Annotated in this window: 22 protein-coding genes; 6 read left to right on the top strand and 16 right to left on the bottom strand. The window is 58.0% G+C overall.

Annotation, left to right across the window (positions count from 1 at the left end):
* Positions 1-7: 7 nt before the first annotated feature.
* A complete protein-coding gene (locus BCF11_RS13505) occupies positions 8-1,243 on the bottom strand; it encodes a hypothetical protein (protein ID WP_143751332.1) in 1,236 nt (411 codons plus the stop codon).
* A 191-nt stretch (positions 1,244-1,434) separates the two neighbouring features.
* Between BCF11_RS13505 and BCF11_RS13500 the strand changes: the two genes are divergently transcribed.
* A complete protein-coding gene (locus BCF11_RS13500) occupies positions 1,435-1,938 on the top strand; it encodes an RNA polymerase sigma factor (RefSeq protein WP_098495182.1) in 504 nt (167 codons plus the stop codon).
* 73 nt (positions 1,939-2,011) lie between these two features.
* On the opposite strand, the gene BCF11_RS13495 is transcribed toward BCF11_RS13500, so the two are convergent.
* Both BCF11_RS13495 and BCF11_RS13490 read right to left on the bottom strand, forming a co-directional pair.
* The gene (locus BCF11_RS13495; protein WP_143751331.1) at positions 2,012-2,437 is read right to left on the bottom strand and encodes a hypothetical protein; all 426 of its coding nucleotides are present in this window, start codon (positions 2,435-2,437) and stop codon (positions 2,012-2,014) included.
* 93 nt (positions 2,438-2,530) lie between these two features.
* Positions 2,531-2,740: a hypothetical protein gene (locus tag BCF11_RS13490; RefSeq protein WP_098495180.1), complete on the bottom strand. Its 210-nt coding sequence runs from the start codon at positions 2,738-2,740 to the stop codon at positions 2,531-2,533.
* Positions 2,741-2,890: 150 nt separating this feature from the next.
* On the opposite strand from BCF11_RS13490, the gene BCF11_RS13485 reads away from it, so the two are divergent.
* Together BCF11_RS13485 and BCF11_RS28000 are read left to right on the top strand one after the other, a co-directional pair.
* Positions 2,891-3,214, top strand: coding sequence for a hypothetical protein (locus BCF11_RS13485; RefSeq protein ID WP_143751330.1), 324 nt, complete (start codon positions 2,891-2,893; stop codon positions 3,212-3,214).
* Positions 3,215-3,460: 246 nt separating this feature from the next.
* Positions 3,461-3,631 carry a hypothetical protein gene (locus BCF11_RS28000; protein WP_158229198.1) on the top strand — a complete coding sequence of 57 codons (171 nt, stop codon included), beginning with the start codon at positions 3,461-3,463 and terminating at the stop codon, positions 3,629-3,631.
* Positions 3,632-3,924: 293 nt separating this feature from the next.
* Here BCF11_RS28000 and sctC read toward each other — a convergent pair whose 3' ends face one another.
* The 9 genes from sctC to BCF11_RS13440 all read right to left on the bottom strand — a co-directional run bounded on the left by sctC (position 3,925) and on the right by BCF11_RS13440 (position 11,696).
* On the bottom strand, positions 3,925-5,778 hold the full coding sequence (gene sctC, locus BCF11_RS13480; RefSeq protein WP_098495178.1) for a type III secretion system outer membrane ring subunit SctC: 1,854 nt from the start codon (positions 5,776-5,778) through the stop codon (positions 3,925-3,927).
* On the bottom strand, positions 5,775-6,191 hold the full coding sequence (locus BCF11_RS13475; RefSeq protein WP_098495177.1) for a hypothetical protein: 417 nt from the start codon (positions 6,189-6,191) through the stop codon (positions 5,775-5,777). Before BCF11_RS13475 ends, sctC begins: the two co-directional genes overlap by 4 nt.
* Before the next feature lie 4 nt (positions 6,192-6,195).
* On the bottom strand, positions 6,196-6,423 hold the full coding sequence (locus BCF11_RS13470) for a hypothetical protein (protein WP_098495176.1): 228 nt from the start codon (positions 6,421-6,423) through the stop codon (positions 6,196-6,198).
* 138 nt (positions 6,424-6,561) lie between these two features.
* Positions 6,562-7,155 carry a FliH/SctL family protein gene (locus BCF11_RS13465; protein ID WP_098495175.1) on the bottom strand — a complete coding sequence of 198 codons (594 nt, stop codon included), beginning with the start codon at positions 7,153-7,155 and terminating at the stop codon, positions 6,562-6,564.
* Between the two features lie 7 nt (positions 7,156-7,162).
* Positions 7,163-7,789: a hypothetical protein gene (locus BCF11_RS13460; protein WP_098495174.1), complete on the bottom strand. Its 627-nt coding sequence runs from the start codon at positions 7,787-7,789 to the stop codon at positions 7,163-7,165.
* Between the two features lie 45 nt (positions 7,790-7,834).
* The gene (gene sctJ / locus BCF11_RS13455) at positions 7,835-8,686 is read right to left on the bottom strand and encodes a type III secretion system inner membrane ring lipoprotein SctJ (RefSeq protein ID WP_098495173.1); all 852 of its coding nucleotides are present in this window, start codon (positions 8,684-8,686) and stop codon (positions 7,835-7,837) included.
* Entirely contained in the window at positions 8,686-9,093 is a 408-nt protein-coding gene (locus tag BCF11_RS13450) for an EscI/YscI/HrpB family type III secretion system inner rod protein (protein WP_098495172.1), read from the bottom strand. The genes sctJ and BCF11_RS13450 overlap by 1 nt, the downstream gene beginning before the upstream one ends.
* Before the next feature lie 212 nt (positions 9,094-9,305).
* Positions 9,306-10,859, bottom strand: coding sequence for a sigma 54-interacting transcriptional regulator (locus BCF11_RS13445; RefSeq protein ID WP_158229197.1), 1,554 nt, complete (start codon positions 10,857-10,859; stop codon positions 9,306-9,308).
* A 153-nt stretch (positions 10,860-11,012) separates the two neighbouring features.
* Positions 11,013-11,696, bottom strand: a complete 684-nt coding sequence (locus BCF11_RS13440) for a response regulator transcription factor (protein WP_098495170.1) — start codon at positions 11,694-11,696, stop codon at positions 11,013-11,015.
* A 486-nt stretch (positions 11,697-12,182) separates the two neighbouring features.
* Between BCF11_RS13440 and BCF11_RS13435 the strand changes: the two genes are divergently transcribed.
* From BCF11_RS13435 to BCF11_RS13425, 3 genes are all read left to right on the top strand, one after another.
* Positions 12,183-13,277: a type IV pilus twitching motility protein PilT gene (locus BCF11_RS13435; RefSeq protein ID WP_098495169.1), complete on the top strand. Its 1,095-nt coding sequence runs from the start codon at positions 12,183-12,185 to the stop codon at positions 13,275-13,277.
* Positions 13,278-13,315: 38 nt separating this feature from the next.
* Positions 13,316-13,981: a tetratricopeptide repeat protein gene (locus tag BCF11_RS13430; RefSeq protein ID WP_098495168.1), complete on the top strand. Its 666-nt coding sequence runs from the start codon at positions 13,316-13,318 to the stop codon at positions 13,979-13,981.
* Between the two features lie 321 nt (positions 13,982-14,302).
* Complete coding sequence (locus tag BCF11_RS13425) at positions 14,303-15,970, top strand: hypothetical protein (RefSeq protein WP_143751329.1); 1,668 nt, start codon at positions 14,303-14,305, stop codon at positions 15,968-15,970.
* Between the two features lie 303 nt (positions 15,971-16,273).
* Here the strand turns inward: BCF11_RS13425 and BCF11_RS13420 are convergent, their stop codons facing one another.
* The 4 genes from BCF11_RS13420 to BCF11_RS13405 are packed head-to-tail and all read right to left on the bottom strand — an operon-like array spanning position 16,274 to position 19,386.
* Positions 16,274-16,744 carry a lytic transglycosylase domain-containing protein gene (locus tag BCF11_RS13420; RefSeq protein WP_098495166.1) on the bottom strand — a complete coding sequence of 157 codons (471 nt, stop codon included), beginning with the start codon at positions 16,742-16,744 and terminating at the stop codon, positions 16,274-16,276.
* The gene (gene pilV / locus BCF11_RS13415; RefSeq protein ID WP_158229196.1) at positions 16,725-18,317 is read right to left on the bottom strand and encodes a shufflon system plasmid conjugative transfer pilus tip adhesin PilV; all 1,593 of its coding nucleotides are present in this window, start codon (positions 18,315-18,317) and stop codon (positions 16,725-16,727) included. The genes BCF11_RS13420 and pilV overlap by 20 nt, the downstream gene beginning before the upstream one ends.
* A gap of 19 nt (positions 18,318-18,336) precedes the next feature.
* Positions 18,337-18,813, bottom strand: coding sequence for a type IV pilus biogenesis protein PilM (gene pilM, locus BCF11_RS13410; protein WP_098495164.1), 477 nt, complete (start codon positions 18,811-18,813; stop codon positions 18,337-18,339).
* Positions 18,814-18,843: 30 nt separating this feature from the next.
* Entirely contained in the window at positions 18,844-19,386 is a 543-nt protein-coding gene (locus BCF11_RS13405) for a type 4 pilus major pilin (RefSeq protein ID WP_098495163.1), read from the bottom strand.
* Positions 19,387-19,388: the final 2 nt, after the last annotated feature.

Genomic DNA, 19,388 nt, shown 5'->3' with positions numbered 1-19,388 from the left:
TTTTCCATCATTTATCCCGGTCGCTGTTCTTAAACGTGACCTGGCTTTGCAGCTGCCGCTGCAGGCTGTCCGCGGCATCATGCGATGCCACCAGACCGGACGTTGCGTCAGCGGCGCGCCGCGTCAACCCATCCAGCAGTACCGCACGATGCGTCGGCTTTTCTTGCGGCCATAGGCTGGCGGGCAGCAAGGCGACCGCGTCGCCCAGATGCTTGTAGGTAAAAACCTGCTGCAGCGCCGTTTGCATGCCGGCGCCGGCGACAATGTTGCCGACGAAGGCATCGATGTCGGCATTTTCCTTGTCGGCGACGCCCAGCAGAGCCACGCCAGTCGCCGCATCGCTGCCATGCGGCATGACGCCGGCCTGATGGAGCTTGACGCGCAAGCCGCGGCCAATCGCAAAGCCGGACTGCACTGCATTGAAACTTGCAGCATCCGACATCGACAACCACATGCGCGGCCCGAGATCGCCACCCTGGGCGCGCAAATTGGCGGCCATGGTCGAACGCAAGCCGGCCAGGGCTTGCATGAAATTGCCATGCCCAAACTTCTCCAGCAGGACTTTGGCCAGGCTCGCCGCAGTCAGCGTTGCTTCCTGCTTGCCTTTGACGCCATACATCGCGCGCAGCTGCTGCAAGGCGCCAGGATCGTGCGCTCTGCCATTTTCCGCTGCGCGGCTGTCCATCAGGTGCAATGCCGTCTGGAATTCTGCGGCATGACCCAGCCCTACCTCGATGGCGTCGCCATGCTGCTCCAGCAGTCTATCCATGGCCCGTTCCAGCACCTCTTGATCCTTGCCGTCGCTGATGCCGATCGCGTGGCGCAGCAAACTATGCCGCTCCAGCACGTCGAACTGCGACAACAGATAGGTATCCATGGCGGCTTCTCCGCCGCGCTGCAACTGCTCCAGCGCCTCCAGGGAGGCGGCATGCAAATGCGGATCGTGCTCGCCGTCTTTTTTCCCGCTTTGCTGCAAGCCGTTGCTGCGTCCGCGCCTGGCAGCATTGGCTAGCCGCATGCGGGGGGGAACATGCTGGCGCGGATGCGGATGCGGAGGGACGCCCTCGAGCGCCTCGAACCCCAGCGTATCCATCAGCTTCATGGTGGATTGGATAGAAGACTGCGCCCGGTTGTCGGCGGCTGTGGCGGCGAGTTTCGCTGCTTTGGTATTTATCGAGAAATCGGTCATGTCTACTATGTGGCGGCGGATGGCGTCGCAGTTCCATTCGAGCCAGTCTGGCATGCAAAACCGCGTTTGGAAATTGTTTGAATTTTTCTCAAACGGAATCGTCGACTTTTCGAATTTCTATAAAAACCTGCGATCTCGATAAAAATAAATCGTTTGAATTCAATGACTTGAATATTCCAGATAAATGGCACGACGGTTGCAAATATCCAGGAACGCTGTTTTGGCGTTTTTCCAGGAGAACCTTCATGAGTCATACCGCAATCGACCTCGACCTGCTGTTCCGCGAACACCATCATCACCTGTTCAAGTTTGTCCAGCGTTACGTCCGCAACAGCGAGGACGCCGAGGATGTCGTGCAAAACACTTTTGTGGAAGCCAGCCGCTGCGCCGACCGCTTCAACGGCATGTCCAAGCCGTCCACCTGGCTGTTCGGCATTGCCCTCAACCTGGCGCGCAATCAGGTGCGGCGCAACTGCGCCAGCCTGTGCGACGCCATGGACGACGAGGCCATTGAGGAAATCGCCGATCTGCGCGCCGATCCGCTCAGCCTGCTTGAAAATCGCCAGATCGTCGGCAAGGTGCAAGCAATGCTGGAACAGCTGCCGGCGAAAATCCGCAGCACTTTTGAAGCAGTCCTGGAAGGAAATTGCACTTATGAGGAAGCGGCGCAGGAACTGCAGATCCCGATAGGCACCGTGCGCTCGCGGGTTTCGCGGGTAAGATCCAGCATCCGCACGGTGCTGGGCTGAAGCAACGGCGCATGCAGCCAAGTTGGTTGCATGCGCGCTTGGTGTACTGTGCCAGGCACAGGGCGACAGGCAGTCAGCTCTCGATGATCAGAGCAGCCACGGCTTGCCCGCTGACCCGGCTCAGCCAGCTTGCGGCCTCGGCCGAGGTATCCATGATCGCATCCATCACGCTGCGCTCGTCCGGCAAGTCAAGAACCGGAATCTGGCGGATCACGACATAGTGGCCGCTATCGGCATGCCATAGCAATTCACTGTATGCGGTCAGCGCCGTATCCGAGAAAAAATTCCAGCAATGCGACATGTCGAAAAAAGAAAACTCTTCCTGGCGCGGCAGATGCGCTGTGATCGACAGGCTGGGTCCAGGCGCTTCCAGCAGCAACGAGGTGACAGTCGCAACATCGCCGAACTGGAGCTCGATGAGCGGCGCGCCGGCCTGTCCGCCGAACTCCGCCATCTCCGCCAGGAAACGCTGCATTCTTACTACGCATTCGTCTGTCAAGCTGCCGTCCTCTTGCAATGATGATGGCGATGCGCAGGCATCCTTCTTGCCGCGACACCGCCATGGTGGTCTGGGATTGCTTGCCGTGTTCGCTCAGGAACCCAGCTGATTGGCCGTTTCCGCCAGTTTCGACATGCCCTTGATCTTCGCCATCTCGTTGTTTTGCGCCATGCGCCACAAGGCGTCGTCGGTAGCCTGGTTGGAGATTTTTTGCGACTGCTGCTGCGCGTTCTGGGCATTGCGCAACTGCTCCAAATCATTCGCCTGGCTGGCATTGCTGTACTGCTGCAGATTGACTGTCATGGTTTTCCTTGGTTGAAGTGATGCACTGGTCAAGATAGACGGATATTTCATACCGGCCGCGGCATATCGCGGTTGTTCATATGTCACCTGGACGACCATACAGTTCCAGCTTTTATGCGGCAGCATTCAACGGAAAAAAATGTAAGAAAAATGGAACATCTTCCGCTGCCAATCCACTTATGGAAGACTGCGCTATCGACACAACATGCGATGGTCAATTTACTTAATCATTTTTTTAACTTCGAGGAGAAATATATGGGTAACAAAATTGGACGTGGCATCGCAGCTGGTTCGAGCGAAATTACTACCGGTATCGCTGCAGATCAAACCGGAGATGCAGATGCAACTGAGGCGCAATCCGGTGCAATGGCAAAACAAGGTCGTACTCAAGCCTTGCTGTCGATCGCAACCAAACAGGCGGATGCCCAGACTGCACGTAATGCCAAGCAGTCCGAAGCAATGGGGCAGATCTAAAGCGATGTAATGCGGTGGGAAGACGGCAGCACTGCTGCCGCCTTTTCACCTCTGTGAAAAAGGAGTTTGACGATCAGCGTCAAACTCCTTTTTTATTGCCCTTGCATTGCCACCGCATCAAGCTGGAAATGCGCAAAAAATGGAACAATTGGCCTCAGTTATCCACTTATATAAAGCCAAGCCATTGATGCAAAGGGCGACGCTCAATCATCTAAACGATTCATTTTTCATTATCAGGAGAAATACATGGGTGCATTAATGAAATTCGGCGCGAGTTTGCTTTCGAGTGTGGTTCCCGGCGTCGCAGCGCTTAAAACAGAGCCGCAGCCGCAGTCGCAATCATACGAGGAATCGAAATCACAGTTGTTAGCGGACAAAAAGCCCGGGAATGACGCCAGCGACATCATCGGCCGCTGACAGTCACAACCGCAAGAGAGGAGTGAAGGCGCTCTGTTCATCAGCTTTCTGAAGAAGCAAGGGGAAGGACGACGATCGTTCTTCCCCTTTTCCCGTTAACTGAAAAAAGCCTGCATCAATGCTTGCGTTTCGTAGGGTTGGCAGGAAATCTTACCCACCAGATGTTGCGGATTTTCGTGCTCAGAACCATCCGCGTGGGCACAGCCCCGCCTACAAAGGAAGCTAATCTTGCGCGTAAAAAAACGGAACATGCTCGCACATGCTCCGCTTCCCCTTCCGAAATAAAACCTATCTCAACGTCCGCACGATTGCCCGCAGTTCAAACCGGAAGACAGCTGCAGCCGCATACCGCCATCCTTGCCATACACCGGCGCCAGCTTCGCCTTAGCTGCCTCTCCCCCTTCGCTGCTGGCGCTCACCAGCCGCCTGGCCTGTTCAGCGGCTGCCGACCTGGCCGCCGCCGGCAGTCCGGCCGACCCGATCAGGCGCGGCGTGATCAGGAACAGGCGCTCGCGATTGCTGGACGAATTCGAATTGTTACTAAACAAGGCGCCCAGCACCGGTATGTCGCCAAGAAAGGGGATTTTCTTGTTGTCCAGGCTCTTCGAATCTGAATGGTAGCCGCCTATCATCAAGGTCTGCTGCTGGTCGATGATGGCCTGGGTGGTCACGGTGGTACGTGTCGCGTTGGGCCTGGCCGACGACTGCGACAGCGATCCGTCTTCGATATCCACGTCCAGCCGCACTCGCACCCGGTCGCCTTCGCGCACGATGCGCGGCAAGACCTTGAGCATGGTGCCGGCGGTGATATCGGCCAGGTCGGCGACCCGCTCGCCGGTCAGCGGGATATAGACGGTCTGGCTGAGGTCCAGCACTGCCGCGACGTTTTCCAGCGTCATCACGGTCGGCTTGGCCAGTACATGCGCCTCGCCGGCGCCTTCCATGGCGTTCAGGCGGGCATAGAAATTCGCCGCGTTCCGTATCAACAGCGTCGAACCGGCAATCGGCGTCTCAACGCCCTTGGAGTCGCCGGCGCTGCCGTTGATGGTGGCGCTTACCGCGCCCAGAGAGAAGCCCCATTCCGCCCCCATCGCCGCCAGCTTGCTACGGTCGATGTCGACGATCACGGCTTCGATCTCTACCTGCTGCGGCTCGATGTCCAGCTCTGCGATCAGGTTTTTGTACATCTCGCGCTTGCTGCCCGTATCGTAGATGATGATGGCGTTGAGCGAGGGATCGGCGTCGATGCGCGGCGCGGAATTCCTCGGTCGGTTACGAGCTTTGCCGTCCTCGTCCTGCTCATCGTCTTCATCCCGTGCCGGCCGCCTGCCGGCCTTGTTCATGCCACTGCCGTTGCGCTGGACCTCGCCTTGTTCACCGCCGTTGCTGGAAGCCACTTCGGTAGCAGCGCCGGCGCCCATCTTGGCCTGATAAGAGCGATTCTTTCCGTGCAGGTCGAATTTCTCGCTTTCGCGGCCGACGCGCTGGTTGTCGTTGGTCAGCAGGCCGGACAGGATGGTCTTAATCCCCGGCACGGTCTGCTGCTGGCCGCGGGTGCTGATCACGCGATCGGTGGCGCTGGCATATTTCAAGCGGAACACCATGACCTGCTTTCCTTGCACCGGCGCTTTTTTTCCCTCAGGCAGCAGGACGCCGCGCACCAGGTTGACGTATTCGCGCGGACCGCTGACCACCACCACGCCTTCATCGGGGATTTCACCCCAGCCGAAGCGGCTGTCCAGCAGACCGAGCCCGAGCAGCGCTGCCTTGGCGTCCGGCACAGCGTCTTCACCCACTTCCAGCCGCAGCGAGGTATTGTCGTCGCCCGGCACGATGCTGAGCTTGTCGTTGTAGACAAACCAGCGGAACCGGTTGGCGAGCGCCAGGCGCTCCAGGAACTCAGAACCGTTAGCTCCCTGCAAGCGTCCTTTCAGCACGACGTCGCCAGGCGCGCTCAGCGCGACATGCACGCCGTAGGCCAGGCCGAATTCATTGAGCACCTGGCGCAAAGTCATGCCGCTGGCGTTGATGGCGAAACCCGACTCCTTCCAGCTCGCCGGCACCGCAGCACTGGCGCCGTCGCTCCAGCACAGCAGCAAGGCCAGCAGCGGCCACATCAGCAGTCGCTTGGTATTTAGTAAAATCATGATCGGCTTCCAGTTAGTTGCATGCGGACACGACGCTCATCCGGATTAATGCCGACTGCTGCCGGCGCAGCGTTTTGCGAAACGCCGGCGGCGCGCCAGCCTGCCAGCTGATCCAGCAGCTGCTCCAGCGGATCGGCTGCGTCCTGCCAGGCAGATACGCCAGGCAGCCATTGCATCAGCATCAGCTTGTTTTCATTGCGTTGATAGGCCAGCCCGGCGCCGTACAGGCGGGCATTTGAAAAACCCGCCTGCAGGGCGTTGCGCACCTGGAGAGGGGTCGGCGCCGGCAGCAGCAGCGCGCCCAGCTCGGCGCCATCGCCATGCAGTTTTAGGTAGATAGATTCGCCATCGATATCCAGCACCTGGCCCAGAGGAAGCTGCGCTAGCCACGCTTGCAATTGTTCGTCGCTCATGGCGTCAATGGTTATCGCTGAGAACAGTACGCAGAGGCTTTTCCTTGAGCTTGAGCTGCGCCTCCATCGCCTGCTGGGTCACGGTGCGCTGCTCAATCATCTTCAGGAATTCCGCGCCGTCAACCTGCGCGCCGTTGGCCTGGTCTTGCATATAGCCATCTAGCTGCTGGTTGCAGCTATCCAGCTTGCTGCTCAGGTGACGCAGTACCGGTACCGTTTCAATACTCGACATGATGCTCCTCTCAGGATAGTAGATAAAGCGAACGCTGACGCGGTCGACCTATGGATGAGTGGCGCTGCATGCGAGACGGTTCGCTTTGGCAGGAAGGATTCCGTAGAATTTCTATGCCCGGCGCTTCGATCAACCCTATCAGCCAGGCGGCATGGCGGCGGCGTGGCTCAGCGCCGTCGACAGTGCGCTGACAGCAGCATCGAAGCTGCAGCACCATTCCCCGCTATCTGCTTCCAGCCGGCAGCAGCCGCGGGACAGACGGGGATCCGGTTTGACATCCCAGGCGGTCGCGGGCAGTAGCGCAAGATCTTCCGGATGCACACGCAGAACGGGCGCAACCAGCTTGGGCGGCGCTTCGGCCAGGACGCGCTGCAGGGCGGCGGCGATGCGTTCGGCCGGCGGCATCTCCGCCACCAGGCGTCCGAACAGGCCGGCGGCAAGCTCGAGCACGGTATCCTGGACGCCATCCAGCATTGCAGCGTGTCTTTGTTCCAACGCTTGCAATAGGTCCTGTACTTCCCGCAAGGATTGCTGCTCGCGCTGCTGCACCGCAGCCTGTGCGTCCAGCACTGCTTGTTCACGCAGGAGCTGCGCCTGTGCACGTGCCTCATTCAGCAACACCGCGGCGGCCACGCTGGCATCTTTCGTCAGTGCCAACGAGGCGGCGCTCAGCACGCCGCCGTCCGCGCGCAGCGTGCTAGCGATATCAATCACTTCAACACAAAATTGCATGGGAATCTCACTGAATGGGAAGTGGGTGGCCGAGCATTGCCGCCGTCAAGCTCGCTTCGGCGCGCAACCGGCAGATGCGCCAGCATTTTTGCGCGCGCGCCGACAGCGCCGGCTGCGCCAGTTCTTGCCCAGGCCTATCTTGCAGGATGCGGTCGACTGTTTCAGCCGCAACCGGCTCCAGCAAGCTACGCAAACGCGGCCACATGCCCGGAAAGCCTTGCGTCAGGTGTGCCGCCAGTTGATAAAGGCCGCGCGTCGGCAGCGGCACGCCGGCCAACGCCACACCCGGATATTGTTGCAAAGGCTGGATTGCAGCCGTCGAAATACACCATTTTCGATCGGGAAATGGCAATGCAGACAACTCGTCCTGATCGTGGTTGCGTGCTGCAATCAATCCGGAAAAAAGTTGCGCGGTCAATGCCAGCTGGCCGCCGTCTGTGCTGGCCGCAATGCTCCAACCGGGTTCGCACAGCGCCGGAAAGTCTGGAGCAACGCCAGCCTGGCAGCACCATAGCCGATAGCCATCGCGCTGTCCCAGCGCGCCGGTCGCTGCGGGCAACAGCGCGATTCCCTTGCCGTACGCGCCATAAGACCATGGCGAAAACCACCAATCAAGGAATGCTGGCGTGAACATTGGCACCCCTTCCGTTCATTTTTTGACAAGCCGCCAAGGCGGGGCTCATGGATGCACCAAGAAGGCCAGCTTGGGCATGCGCGCCACGATCCAGTTCGCGATCTTGCGCTTGCGCAGCAGCAGCAAAGCCAGCACTAGCAAGAGACTAAGCAACGCCAGGCTCGCCAGACCGGCAATCAGATTTCGCAAGGCTGGTGCAGAATCAGCGACAACCTGGAACGGGCCAACCATCTGCCATTCGACGCCGGCAGCGGCGGGTTCGGCAGGAATCAGCACGACCGACACCTTGGCGCGCCCGTCCTCGCCGGACAGTCCTGGAATGCTGGAAGCCACCAGATTGCGTATGCGCGGCAACAGCATGTCTTCATCGAATGGCTCGCGGTGCTTGATGAAAACCGCGGCCGAGGACGGCTGTATCGGTTCGCCCGGGGCTACCCGTTCCGGCAGGACCACATGCACCCGCGCCGTGACCACATTGTCGAACTGCTGCAAGGTATATTCCAGCTCCTGCGACAAGCCGTGGATATAGCGAATCCGCTCTTCCAACGGGGTTGAGATCATGCCTTCCTTCTTGAATACATCGCCTAGCTGGGCGAGGCTTCGCTTCGGCAAGCCGGCAGCCTGCATCGCCGCGGTAGCGCGCGAGATGTCGCCATCCTTGATCATCACCGTGACGCCAGCCTTGCCGCTCAGTTTCTGGGCATCCATGCCCTGGCGATTCAGCAGCATGACGATTTCGTTGGCGTCGGCGTCATTCAGGCCGCTCTGCAAGCTCACTTTCTCGCTGCAGGCGCACATGCCGAGCATCAGCAGCAAGGCCAGAAATCGCGCACCGCTACGCCGCACCGTGCCAGCGCTGATCTTTATGCGCTGCAGAAGATAAGTGGTGATGGCCATCACTGCAGGCGCGTCAGCTGGTCGAGCGATGAAGTCGCCTTGGATACCGTTTTCGATACGAACTGGACCCGCATCTGGTAATCGCTCAATGCCAGCATCGCCTTCATCAGCGAAGCGGAATCGCCGACCCGGGTGGCTTGATCCAGCATTTGCGACACGTGTGCCTGGTCGGCCTTCAAATCGCCTGCCAGTTCACCGGCGCGCCCCATGATCTTGTCGCCCAGCGATACCCGGCTGTTGCTGTGTATCGCCGAGTTGAGCACGGCATTCGGTTTGGCATGCTGCGCCAGCGCCGCAGCGAACTGGGCCGCATCGGCACTGTCGGACGGCGGCAACTCCAGCTGCACATTGCTTTGCTTGTTGGTGCTGCTCAATACATTCGCTGAACTATTGACTGGCAAGTTCATACCCTCTCCTTGGAAGTGTTATACGACGTTCTATTGGAGCCCGTCGTGCTCACGACCTGGCTTGGATCGCCATGACGAAGGCTCCGGGTGGCCGCTTCACGTGGCATATCGATGAGTGGGGATTGGCTGTCAGCAGTTCCATCGGCGGCAATCTATGCCTGTCGCCCTGCCGCGTTGCGTCGGCGCAGGACGGGGTGGGATTTCAGGCGCAACTATCCTGCGGCAAGCTGCTTGCAGCTGTCGCTATCGGCCGGCCGCACAGGAGCCATGATTTTCTTCTTCCTGGGGCCGCCATCAGACTCTTTCACTACAAGCGAGGCACCGTCCTTCTCCGTAGCTGTACCCGACTGAATACCCAGGATTTTCAATTTGTAGTACAGCACATGCGGTTCGATATGCAATTCTTTCGAGGCACGCGCGACATTGCTATCGCAACGCAACATGGTCGATTCCAGCAAGCTCCGTTCATACTGCAGCAATACTTCCTTCAAAGAGCGCCTGTCAAGCGCATCTCCGGTATCGGGCAGAGGCTGGAACCCCAATGCGAAGCGTTGCGCCGCCGCGCGCAATTCACGGATATTGCCGTCCCAGCGGTGAGCCAGTATCTGCGCCTCCAAAGCTGTGCGCGAGCTGGCGGCAAGGCGCGTGTTGAAACGCCTGGCGGCTTCAGCAGCGCAACGCCAGAACAAAGACAGCAGGCGCGCCGGCTGCGAACGCAGCACCGGCAGCTGCAGTTCCACCACGCTCAAGCGGTAGTGTAAATCCGCCCTGAACTTCCCTTGTTCCACCAGCTTCGCCAGCGACACTTTAGTCGAGACGATGACCCTGAAATTGCACGCCCTGAACACCGTCGATCCGACCCGCTCCACTCCGCGGTCCTGCAGCGCCCTCAATAGCTTGGCCTGCAGTGTCAGCGGCATGCTGTCGATTTCATCCAGGTACAAGACGCCGTCGCGCGCCGCTTCAATCCGCCCGGCGCGGGATTTTGTAGCGCCGGTGAAGGCGCCTACTTCGACACCGAACAATTCGGCTTCCGCCAGGGCCTCCGGAATCGCCGCACAGTTGATCGCCATGAACGGCCCCTGGCTGCCGGATTGCTGGTGGATATAGCGCGCCAGCCAGTCTTTGCCGGTGCCGGTTTCACCAAGCAGTACGATGTCGACGTCGGTGGCGGCTATTTTTCGCGCCAACGCATAGACCTCATGATCGATATCGGCAATATGCTGCTCCCCTTTTGCGTCGGCAGCAGGCAACTCGCTTTGCGGAATAAATACATGGTCGGCAAAGCCAGGTTCACAGAATTTCGCCAACAGTTCGCGGAAACGCAAGTCACTCTTCGGCGTGTTGACAGCCAGGCAGATCGACGCAGTCTCAACGCAAGCGCCATAATCGGCGCCATCCACCAGCCGGATCAGGCTGTCCTGGGTATCAAGCGCACGTTCATGGCATTGCCGCGCCACATCCAGGAAGCAGCTGTTCTCCAGGCCAAGCAGCACTGTCAGGCTCGGTTCCTGAATGATGGCGGCGGCGACGTTTTCCGGATCCAGCTCGCGCAGGCTGACAAACAGCGTGGTAGCGATACGCCTGATGCGCGCCAGCAGAACCGGCGTATCGATGCAGATCGCAAACGTGCGGCGGCGCGGTTTTCCCGGTTCTAAAAATCGACGCGGATGGCTCAGCGCGCCGTCGCTCAAATCGCCCGCCGGACGGACCCGTTCAGCATGCTGCGGCTGCGGCGCACCGGAAATTAAATTCACATTGCTCATTCTCGTGTCCTTGATCAATCGCCTGGTATGCATGGTAAGCTAGCAAGGCGCCGATTTTGCGTTTCAAGAGCAATTTTGAGAATGTCGCGATTTGCCGATGCGGCTATCGTCGAACGATGAGGCCAGAGTCGCGGACGTTGAACCCAGCGGAGTTCATTCCCGCAGTTCCAGTCGATAGCCCTGGGTGTACGCGGTACGGATCATGACGCCGCGTTCACTGCCAAGATTGAGTTTCTTACGTAGTTTATAGATGTGCTGTTCAATGGTGCGGCCGGCAATTTCACTGTCCACGCCCCAGATTGCGGTGCTGATTGCTTCGCGTGAAATATATTTTCCAGGCGTCGAGAAAAACAGCCAGGCCATGGTGAACTCGCGCGGCGTCAGCTCCACTGCCACGCCCTTGTCATGCAGGCTGCTGGCGCCGCGGTCCAGCGCAAAATCGAGTAACTCAATGGTGCTGCGAACATTTTTCCGGTTACTGCGCCTGAGCAGCGCATGGATGCGCGCCACCAGCACAATCGCCTCGAACGGCTTTTCGACGAAGTCGTCCGCTCCTGCATCCAGCGAAAATGCCAGCTGTTCGGCGCTGACGGCGGGGGACAGAAAAATCACCGGCGTCTGTTCATCCGCGCGGCAATTGAGCCATGACAGCAGACTCTCGCGATCCGGCTGCCCGCCGCTGAGGTCGACCAGGATCAAATCGAAAGCATTGCGGCGCAACGCGCGCAGCAGCAGGATTTCCGATAAAAATCGTTCGCAATCGAAACCGGCTTTCGCCAGGATTGCCTGCAGGTGGATGAAGCCCTGTTCATCGCGTACACAACATGCAATCCTCACAAGACGCTCCTCTTTACGGCGCAGAAAACTATGCTTGGCGAGATGCCTTTCTGCGGCCAGCCGGCGGCGCTCGCGATCCGCTTTCGAGAGTCAACTGCGGCCATCGCTCCAGGTTGATATTGAATTTTCCAGGTAGAGAATATTGACGTGCGCGGCATACATTTACTCAGAAGAGAAAGACGGCATGACTCACTCCGGCGCGACCGCTTTCCGGATGAGGACAGAGACAAAACAGCAATACTTTACAGCAACAAATTGTAAAACTTCAAGCTAAATTCGCAATCATTCATCGACAATTGTGATTTGCGCGAGCGCGTAATATTTGTTGAGACACGGTGCGGCAATCTATCTTTACAATCCGGTTCATGGACATCATATTTTTGCCGGCCGACAGGTAAAAAACAGGTATTTCTTATGGCGCTTGCTACATGCAGGTAGCTGTTGACAGTGCTATTCTTGACGCTATTTTTTTACTTGAGAGTATTCATGAACAACGATTCTTTCCTATCCCGCGATTTGATTTATGAAATTCTCGATCTGGTAAACAGTGGGAAGACTTTCACCGATATTCATATCGAACAAGACGCACCCATGATGATCAAGACGCCGCGCGGCTGGCAAGAGATCAACAGCGAACCGGTGGTGATCGAAGACATGCGCCCGGTGCTCAAGGCGATCGATGAAGATTGGGAAGACAAGGTGCTGGAAGGTGCGCTGGACCGCCCTTTTGTGCTGACCCAGTGCCGGTTGCGCTGCAATGTCTATCGCATGAACGCAGCCGAAAAAATCGCGATTTCGATCCGCCGCCTGCCGCTGCATCCGATCCCGCTGGATCAGACCGGTTTGCCGCAGTACGTCAGGACCATGCTGGAAGCCAGCAAGGGCATCATCCTGGTCACCGGCCCCACCGGCTCCGGCAAGACGACAACGATCGCTTCCATGCTGGACTACGTCAACACCCATCGCAGCTGCCACATCATCACCATCGAGCAGCCGATCGAATATGAGCTGGAACGCAAGCTGTCTATCGTGTCGCAAAAGGAAGTGCCGACTGATACTCCCAGTTTTTCATCCGGCCTGCGCGAAGCGCTGCGGCAAAAGCCAGACGTCCTGATGGTCGGCGAGATCCGCGATTTTGAAACCGCCGACACGGTGCTGCACGCCGGCGAATCCGGCCATCTGGTGCTGGCCACCATGCATACCAACAGCGCTCTCAGCGCAATCACCAAGCTGCTGGCCTTCTTCGCGCCGGAACAGCGCGAACAGCGCGCCGCGGCGCTAGCCAATTCGCTGATCGGCGTGATTTGCCAGAGCCTGATTCCGGCCGAAGGCGGCGAAACCTTCGTGCTGGCCAGCGAAATGATCTTCAACAACAACCAGCAGATTGCAGCGCTGATTGTCGATCCAGGCAAGCTTCATTTGATCACCGACTTCATCAAGCGGCGCGAAGACAATATGTCGCGCAGCCTGAACGACGATCTGTTGCAGCTAGTCAGCAAGAAAGCGATTTCGGCCAAGGATGCGATGCGCGCCGCGCATAACCGCATGGAGCTGCACGAAATGATCAACAGCAAGCGCTAGTCCGTCGCCATGCTTATCCGTTTCCGAAAGGTGCAACCATGAGATCCTACACCGCATCAGCACGCAGTGCATTCGCGTCGATCTGCCTGACTGTTTTATGCGCCGCGCCTGCCTGCGCGGATGACATGACTGCGGTCGATGCACTGTTCCGTGGCCAGCGCTATGCGGAAGCCTTGAGCGGAGCGGACAACTACCTCGCCCAGCACCCGCGCGCGGCCCGGATGATGTTCATGAAGGGGCTGATCCTGGCGGCGCAGGAACGGACGGCGGACGCCATTGCCGCATTTGCGGAGATGACCCGTGATTTTCCCTCTTTGCCGGAACCCTACAACAACCTGGCCGCGCTGTATGCCGGCCGCGGCGACTACCAGGATGCCCGCGACGCGCTTGAGAATGCACTACGCAACAATCCGGCCTACGAAGTCGCCCATGAAAACCTGGGCGACGTTTACCTAAAACTGGCAGGCCAGGCCTATGACCGCGCCCTGCAGTTGAATGCGGGAAGTGCCAATGCGCGGGCCAGGACGACAATGCTGCATGCCGCAATGACGATCCAGGAAAATCACGGCGTCAACCTTGACAAGCCACCGGCTGCCGCAATTGCCCGATCCCCGCAGCAAGCAATCTCGGCGCCGCTGGATAGCGCCGCCCGCAGCGAAATCGTGCTGCGCCAGCAAGCACGCCTGATCACCGCCACGCAATGACGGCAGGCTCCAGGCAACGACCGTAACCTATCGATACGCCAGATAGTTTCGTCAGCCATTCTCGCATTTCCGCAACGTTCGCTTGCGCCCACGGCCGCGCAAGGCGCATGCCGGCGCCGTTTTTTCCGCATGACAACAGGCGATGCAACTAATTACCCGCAACTCCCACTCATGATATGTATCGCCCGTAGCTGCGGCCACCCGGCGCACCAGGAATACATCGATGCATGTAGCGAATGATGCTTTGCACACATGCAGAAAGGTAATGGCAATATCATGATATCGAGCGCCAACGGATCTCAGATCCGTCAACAGAGCCCCATGGCAGGCAACACCCCCACTGCTTCCAGCAACACTACAAGCGATGTCGATGCTCATAAAGAAAAACAGGACTGCATCATCGAATCTGTAAACAGAGACATCACGCGTGTCATGGTGTCGGAGGCACACGTGCGTGGAAAATTGCTGGCAACGCAGATAGGGGGAAATTCCACATCGGCAGTCCAGGCTCGCCAGCAGCGCAATATAGAAAGCGGGGTAGGTGCGCTATACCCGCATCCACGGGATAAAGCCGCATGGGATAAGCTGCCGGAGGACGCTCCAATCCATACTTTCCTGCCTGGTTATGCAACAGGAGATCGTTATACCGCAACCTTGAGCATGCTGATTGAACCGCGCTTGAAGCTGACCATAGCTTTCCAGGAAGGTGACGAAACTCAGGAAAAGCATGCCAGGGAAGCTTTGGAATCGGTGAAAAAATCTCTGGCCGCAAACGGGGTCAGCGCCCCCGGTAGCAGGGTCTCTCTGGTCAGTTTCAAAGGCGAATCGAAAACGGATAATTTGAAAAGTGCGCGCGAAAGCCTGAATGATCCGGCCGCGCGGCAGAAATTTCAGAAAGTCGAAGGCGACGCTTCGCCTTTGACTTCAGGCGCCCAAAACGAGCATATGTTCCATATCTCGATTTCAACGGCAGTAATGGCAAAACACTGGGGCGACGACTTCTCGAAAGGCAATGTTCTGACAGAAAAAAGCGCAGAAATGCGCGCAAAAGTCGCTAACATGATCGCGCCGGAAACCAGAAGCGCCATCGATAAGATCGTCGATAGCTACATCAAAGACAACAATATAAAAGATAATTCGGTGGCGCTATGGGTGGCCAACAGGCCCAATGCAAATGCACGCGAAGCCGAAGCCATTTCAAATCCCATCATGTTTGAGCAGATTCGCGACGCCTTGAAAAGCGCGGGTAAAAGCAGCGGAAAGAGCGACGAAAAGGGCAAAAAAGGCATAGATTGCTTTTATATTGCCGATGGTTTCAAGAATGAAGTGGCCGGAAAAAAAACGGAAAATCGGCATCCATATCAGACCAAGGAGACACCGGATATCGGAAAATTCTGGGCCGATCATGGGCAATTGAAGGAAAGAGAACATCAATGGTATTTTGTTGATACCCTGCTGCAAAAGGTAAAAAGTCCGGCATTGATCGGCATTCGCAGCGGCGCCCTGGAGCCACTGGCCTTGTTTGGGCATAACGTGATTTACCTGGAACACGAGGATATGTTTACCCCGGAACGTCATGGATCGTGGCAGGGCCGCATTCCCTATAATCGCCTGGTCACCCAGCAAAGAACCGGATATCACGATGCCGAACATGAAATCGTTCGGAACCAGAAGGTGCAAGAGCTAATTTTAGACAATGGGCACAAAAAATTGGATGCATTGGCAACCGCAAAAGCAGAAGCATTGACAACCGGAAAAACAGTAGAGGAATTCATTAAGGAAATATTTACAGAAGATAGATCATCGCTCGACGGCGACAGCATGCAGAACAAGATCGCGGCTATCAACGACAAGATCAGCGATGGCGTGATGCTGCCGGACGAACTGGCCTTGCTGTCGGCGATGGTGGAAAAAAAGGCTCCGGCTTTTAAGATCGCCGCGACTGCGAGCAGTACAAAAAACATTGCGGCGAAAACACTCCCCGATTGATCACAGATCGCAATGCCGCAACAGTGGGCCGGAAGAGAATATCCGGCCCAATCTATGCACTGGATAGGAAAATCTTCATGTTCGACTAAATTGCGTGCAGATACCTTTCTTGCCACAACCGGAACCATGGGCAGCACACTGCCAGCCAGCGCCGCTGTAAGCTTGCGCCTGGATGCTGCATCGACCAACGGTTACGCGTCCCTTGAAACATGCGGATCGGTAAAGGAATTCATCAGTCAACAAGAAAGAATATCAAACCGAGTTAAATGATTTCCTCAAAAAAACCTGAGAAATTTTGTGCCATTATTTTTCCGTGCTCAACTGATGCGCCCGATCCGCCAGAATCTCCGGCGCGATATTGCGATAGACCCGCAGTGCGTATCGCAAGCCCAAGGCCGGATTACCCGAGTTGTAAGCCCCCACCGCATCCCAGGAATTGCCCAGCCGGCGCATGTTTTGCGCCAATATCCAGGCCCCGACCTGGATACTGACGCAGGGATCGTACAGCCGTTTCTCATCGACCCCGTATTGGCGCAAGGTTGGCAGCCAGCGGCTGTTGATCTGCATCAGCCCGACATCGTAAGACCCATCCCGGTTGCGATTGAGCGCCTGCGGATTAAGACTGGATTCGGTCTTTGCTATCGCGTACAGTAAATCGGCGTTGACGCCGTATCTGGCAGCGGCTTCGCGCCAGCAAGCCGCCGCCGGCAATGCCGGCAACAGCAAGCTCAGCAAGGCCACTGCCGCCATCGGCCTAAATGCTGTTGAAAACATAGGCTGTCAATTGCGTGTAGTTGCCGCTGCTGCCTCTGGATTTCATGCTGATATGCAGATACTTCGCGTTTTCCGGGATTTTCTGCAAGGCCATGTAATTGCCGGCCATGACACGGATATTCTGCCTTTTCGGCACACAGTCGTCGGTGGGGTAGGTGTCGCTCTTACAATAATGCTGGCCGTAGTCCGGCGCCGGCGCAAAGCCGGTCACATTATTGCTGAGGCTGACACAGCCGCCGGCGTAACCCAGGGACACGCCATCGGCATCCAGGTACTCGATGAAGGTGGACGCCTCGTTGACGTCGTAGGACTTGCAGCGGTTGGCGCCGCTGATGAACAGGGGACGGCTGCCGCCCAGCGTGGTGAGGTCGAAAGCCTGCTCATAATTGCCGTCGGACGGCGCTTGCTTGAAGCTGAAGCTCCAGATTGCCGGCGTAACGATCTTGCTTTCCGCAAATTTGCGCCAGATGCCTGACTGGCAGGAGATTCCCATGCCGCTGGCATCGATCGCCATGACGCCGTTCTGTTCGCAGCGCGTACCGGCATTGACCACCTGCGTCATTTGCACGGTTTGCGCTTTCATGTTGCCCGGCACGTTGAGGTTGCCGTCTTGGTCCACCGCCAGCGGACACCAGGCGCCGTTGTCCCACATGAACGCGAGGTGCAATGCGGTCACCATGCGCACGTCGCCGAGCTGGTTGCCGGCGGTGGCGGGCGGCAGGTCGGCAAAGGTGGCTACCGGCTCCTTCCATGAGCCGGCGCCGTGCCGCCGCCAGATACCGCTCTGGCAGCTCAGCACCACACCGCCGGCGTCGACCGCGATGCGGCCGTTGCTGCTGGCGTCGGCGCTGGAACAGAGTGCATCGGAACTGTCTTCCCTTACCACTTTTCGCATGCCGAGCGCAGTGGTCATCTGGTTCAGTTCAGGATGATTGACCACCGTATTGCGATACACGAAGTCGGTCGAGAGCTGGCCGGGGCCGTCGTAGAAAATCGCGGTCGCCAAGTGTCCCCTGGCAGCTATAGCGCCGGAGCAATTTTTACTCAGATATGTGCTGAGCGCCGGCGCCCTGGAGGCACCCAGGCTCCAGGACCCGAATGCGCCGCGGGCCTGGGCCGGCGTGTCGCTGGTGATATAGCCGCCCCCCTGGCCTGTGTTACTGGCTATATAGGCGATCTCCTTATCGGGGATGGCCGTACCGCCTTCTGTCACCAGCAAGGCATCCAGGCGATTCGGCTGCGACTGTAAAACCAGCAGGCAAGGCGTCTGGCCGTAGGCGTTGCTGGCATTGAAACTGGCCGGCAAGAGTCCGAGCGTGACCAGCGCCGATACCGGGACCGCCTGCGGGCTGTTTGCGGTGGCGCCGCCGGCGCCGGCCAAGGCAGCATAGTTCTGGCTGATATATTTCAGCGCGGCGGCACTCACCTGGGCCTGATGCAAGGCTGCCTGCTGGCCCTTGCTGTCATCCAGAGAGCGATCAATCATCGCGCTCAGGCCGATCACCATCAGGACGCCGATGGCTAGCGCGCCCATCAGTTCGATTAAGGTAAATCCTTGCTGCGGCTTTGGCATGCTGGTTCTCATTACGTTGTCATTGGTTGCGCCTGGCGAGCCAGACCGGACCGCCATCCGGCAGCGCCACTCCGGCCGGCAACGGAATCCCGGTATCGCCTGCCGCCGGCGTATGCAGCGTGCCGCTCTTGAGATCGGCAACGCCGGCCAGCAGAGAATTTTGCGACAGGCGTGCAATATCGGGAACGATGTCAAGCGGCGGCAGGTTCGGGGCATAGATCACGATCGTGCCGTCGGCGCTCAGATAATTTTTCCATGACGGATAGCTGACATACCAAGACGGCAAATAGCTGGATAAGGCGGCTTCCGGCACTGCATCGCCGGCAAACGCGGGATTGCGGGACAAATAGGCAATCACGGTCTGTCGGTAGGTGGCCATGCTGGCGGCCAGATCCAGCGTTTTCTGGATCGGTGGCTGCGGGCTCTTCAGCTGGTCTTCCAGGAAAAAATAGCCGGTCAGGCTCATCATCGCCACCAGTATCCATGTCATCCACATCACGTCTCCCTTGAGCTGCGCCGTCCGCTGTTAAAGCGCGGTCCAGACAATCTCATTGGCTGCCGTGGTGCAGGCAGCGGTCGCCGCGGTCGGCGTTACCGGGAATTGAGCAATTGCATCGCCGCCGTTGACCGCCACATTCACCCAGCCGGTATTGCCGCTCACCAGATTGATGCAAACATCCTGCGGCACGCCAGCGTACGAAATGGTGAAATTGGCGCCGGCGCCGGTGACCGCCACCGCACCGTTCCAGGTATTGGTAACGTTGGCGCCGCTCACCGCCAGCGTGCTCGGGAAAACCTTGGCAGTCGCCAGCTGTTCATTCAGCGAGCCGTCGCCATAGGCTGCCGACTGCCCCATGTACAATTTTTTCACGCCGGTGCGTATCGAAATGACTTCTTCCGACGAGCGATTGGTCTGGGCGCTGCTGAACGCGCTCATCAGCAGCGATACCGCGCCCAGGATCACAATCGCCGCGATCCCCAGATAGGCAATACCTTCCAGTAGGGAGGCGCCGCGTTGGCGGCGAATGGTGTAAGGTTTTTTCGATTTCATGAAGCGTGTATTTTGCATAT

Origin of the sequence: Collimonas sp. PA-H2 (assembly GCF_002564105.1) — a bacterium.
Taxonomy (GTDB): Bacteria; Pseudomonadota; Gammaproteobacteria; order Burkholderiales; family Burkholderiaceae_D; genus Collimonas.
The sequence above is the reverse complement of the archived record's forward strand: the minus strand, read 5'-3'. Positions and strand labels throughout refer to the sequence as shown.

What these genes read in the sequence shown, in the direction of transcription:
- BCF11_RS13475 (WP_098495177.1), bottom strand. Translation starts at nt 6,191, where the DNA reads ATGAGCGACGAACAATTGCAAGCGTGGCTAGCGCAGCTTCCTCTGGGC.
- BCF11_RS13490 (WP_098495180.1), bottom strand. Translation starts at nt 2,740, where the DNA reads ATGACAGTCAATCTGCAGCAGTACAGCAATGCCAGCCAGGCGAATGAT.
- BCF11_RS13425 (WP_143751329.1), top strand. Translation starts at nt 14,303, where the DNA reads ATGGCAGGCAACACCCCCACTGCTTCCAGCAACACTACAAGCGATGTC.
- BCF11_RS13420 (WP_098495166.1), bottom strand. Translation starts at nt 16,744, where the DNA reads ATGTTTTCAACAGCATTTAGGCCGATGGCGGCAGTGGCCTTGCTGAGC.
- BCF11_RS13500 (WP_098495182.1), top strand. Translation starts at nt 1,435, where the DNA reads ATGAGTCATACCGCAATCGACCTCGACCTGCTGTTCCGCGAACACCAT.
- BCF11_RS13445 (WP_158229197.1), bottom strand. Translation starts at nt 10,859, where the DNA reads ATGAGCAATGTGAATTTAATTTCCGGTGCGCCGCAGCCGCAGCATGCT.
- BCF11_RS13485 (WP_143751330.1), top strand. Translation starts at nt 2,891, where the DNA reads ATGGAACATCTTCCGCTGCCAATCCACTTATGGAAGACTGCGCTATCG.
- BCF11_RS13435 (WP_098495169.1), top strand. Translation starts at nt 12,183, where the DNA reads ATGAACAACGATTCTTTCCTATCCCGCGATTTGATTTATGAAATTCTC.
- pilV (WP_158229196.1), bottom strand. Translation starts at nt 18,317, where the DNA reads ATGCCAAAGCCGCAGCAAGGATTTACCTTAATCGAACTGATGGGCGCG.
- sctJ (WP_098495173.1), bottom strand. Translation starts at nt 8,686, where the DNA reads ATGGCCATCACCACTTATCTTCTGCAGCGCATAAAGATCAGCGCTGGC.
- BCF11_RS13430 (WP_098495168.1), top strand. Translation starts at nt 13,316, where the DNA reads ATGAGATCCTACACCGCATCAGCACGCAGTGCATTCGCGTCGATCTGC.
- pilM (WP_098495164.1), bottom strand. Translation starts at nt 18,813, where the DNA reads ATGTGGATGACATGGATACTGGTGGCGATGATGAGCCTGACCGGCTAT.
- BCF11_RS13470 (WP_098495176.1), bottom strand. Translation starts at nt 6,423, where the DNA reads ATGTCGAGTATTGAAACGGTACCGGTACTGCGTCACCTGAGCAGCAAG.
- BCF11_RS28000 (WP_158229198.1), top strand. Translation starts at nt 3,461, where the DNA reads ATGGGTGCATTAATGAAATTCGGCGCGAGTTTGCTTTCGAGTGTGGTT.
- BCF11_RS13465 (WP_098495175.1), bottom strand. Translation starts at nt 7,155, where the DNA reads ATGCAATTTTGTGTTGAAGTGATTGATATCGCTAGCACGCTGCGCGCG.
- sctC (WP_098495178.1), bottom strand. Translation starts at nt 5,778, where the DNA reads ATGATTTTACTAAATACCAAGCGACTGCTGATGTGGCCGCTGCTGGCC.
- BCF11_RS13450 (WP_098495172.1), bottom strand. Translation starts at nt 9,093, where the DNA reads ATGAACTTGCCAGTCAATAGTTCAGCGAATGTATTGAGCAGCACCAAC.
- BCF11_RS13405 (WP_098495163.1), bottom strand. Translation starts at nt 19,386, where the DNA reads ATGCAAAATACACGCTTCATGAAATCGAAAAAACCTTACACCATTCGC.
- BCF11_RS13505 (WP_143751332.1), bottom strand. Translation starts at nt 1,243, where the DNA reads ATGCCAGACTGGCTCGAATGGAACTGCGACGCCATCCGCCGCCACATA.
- BCF11_RS13460 (WP_098495174.1), bottom strand. Translation starts at nt 7,789, where the DNA reads ATGTTCACGCCAGCATTCCTTGATTGGTGGTTTTCGCCATGGTCTTAT.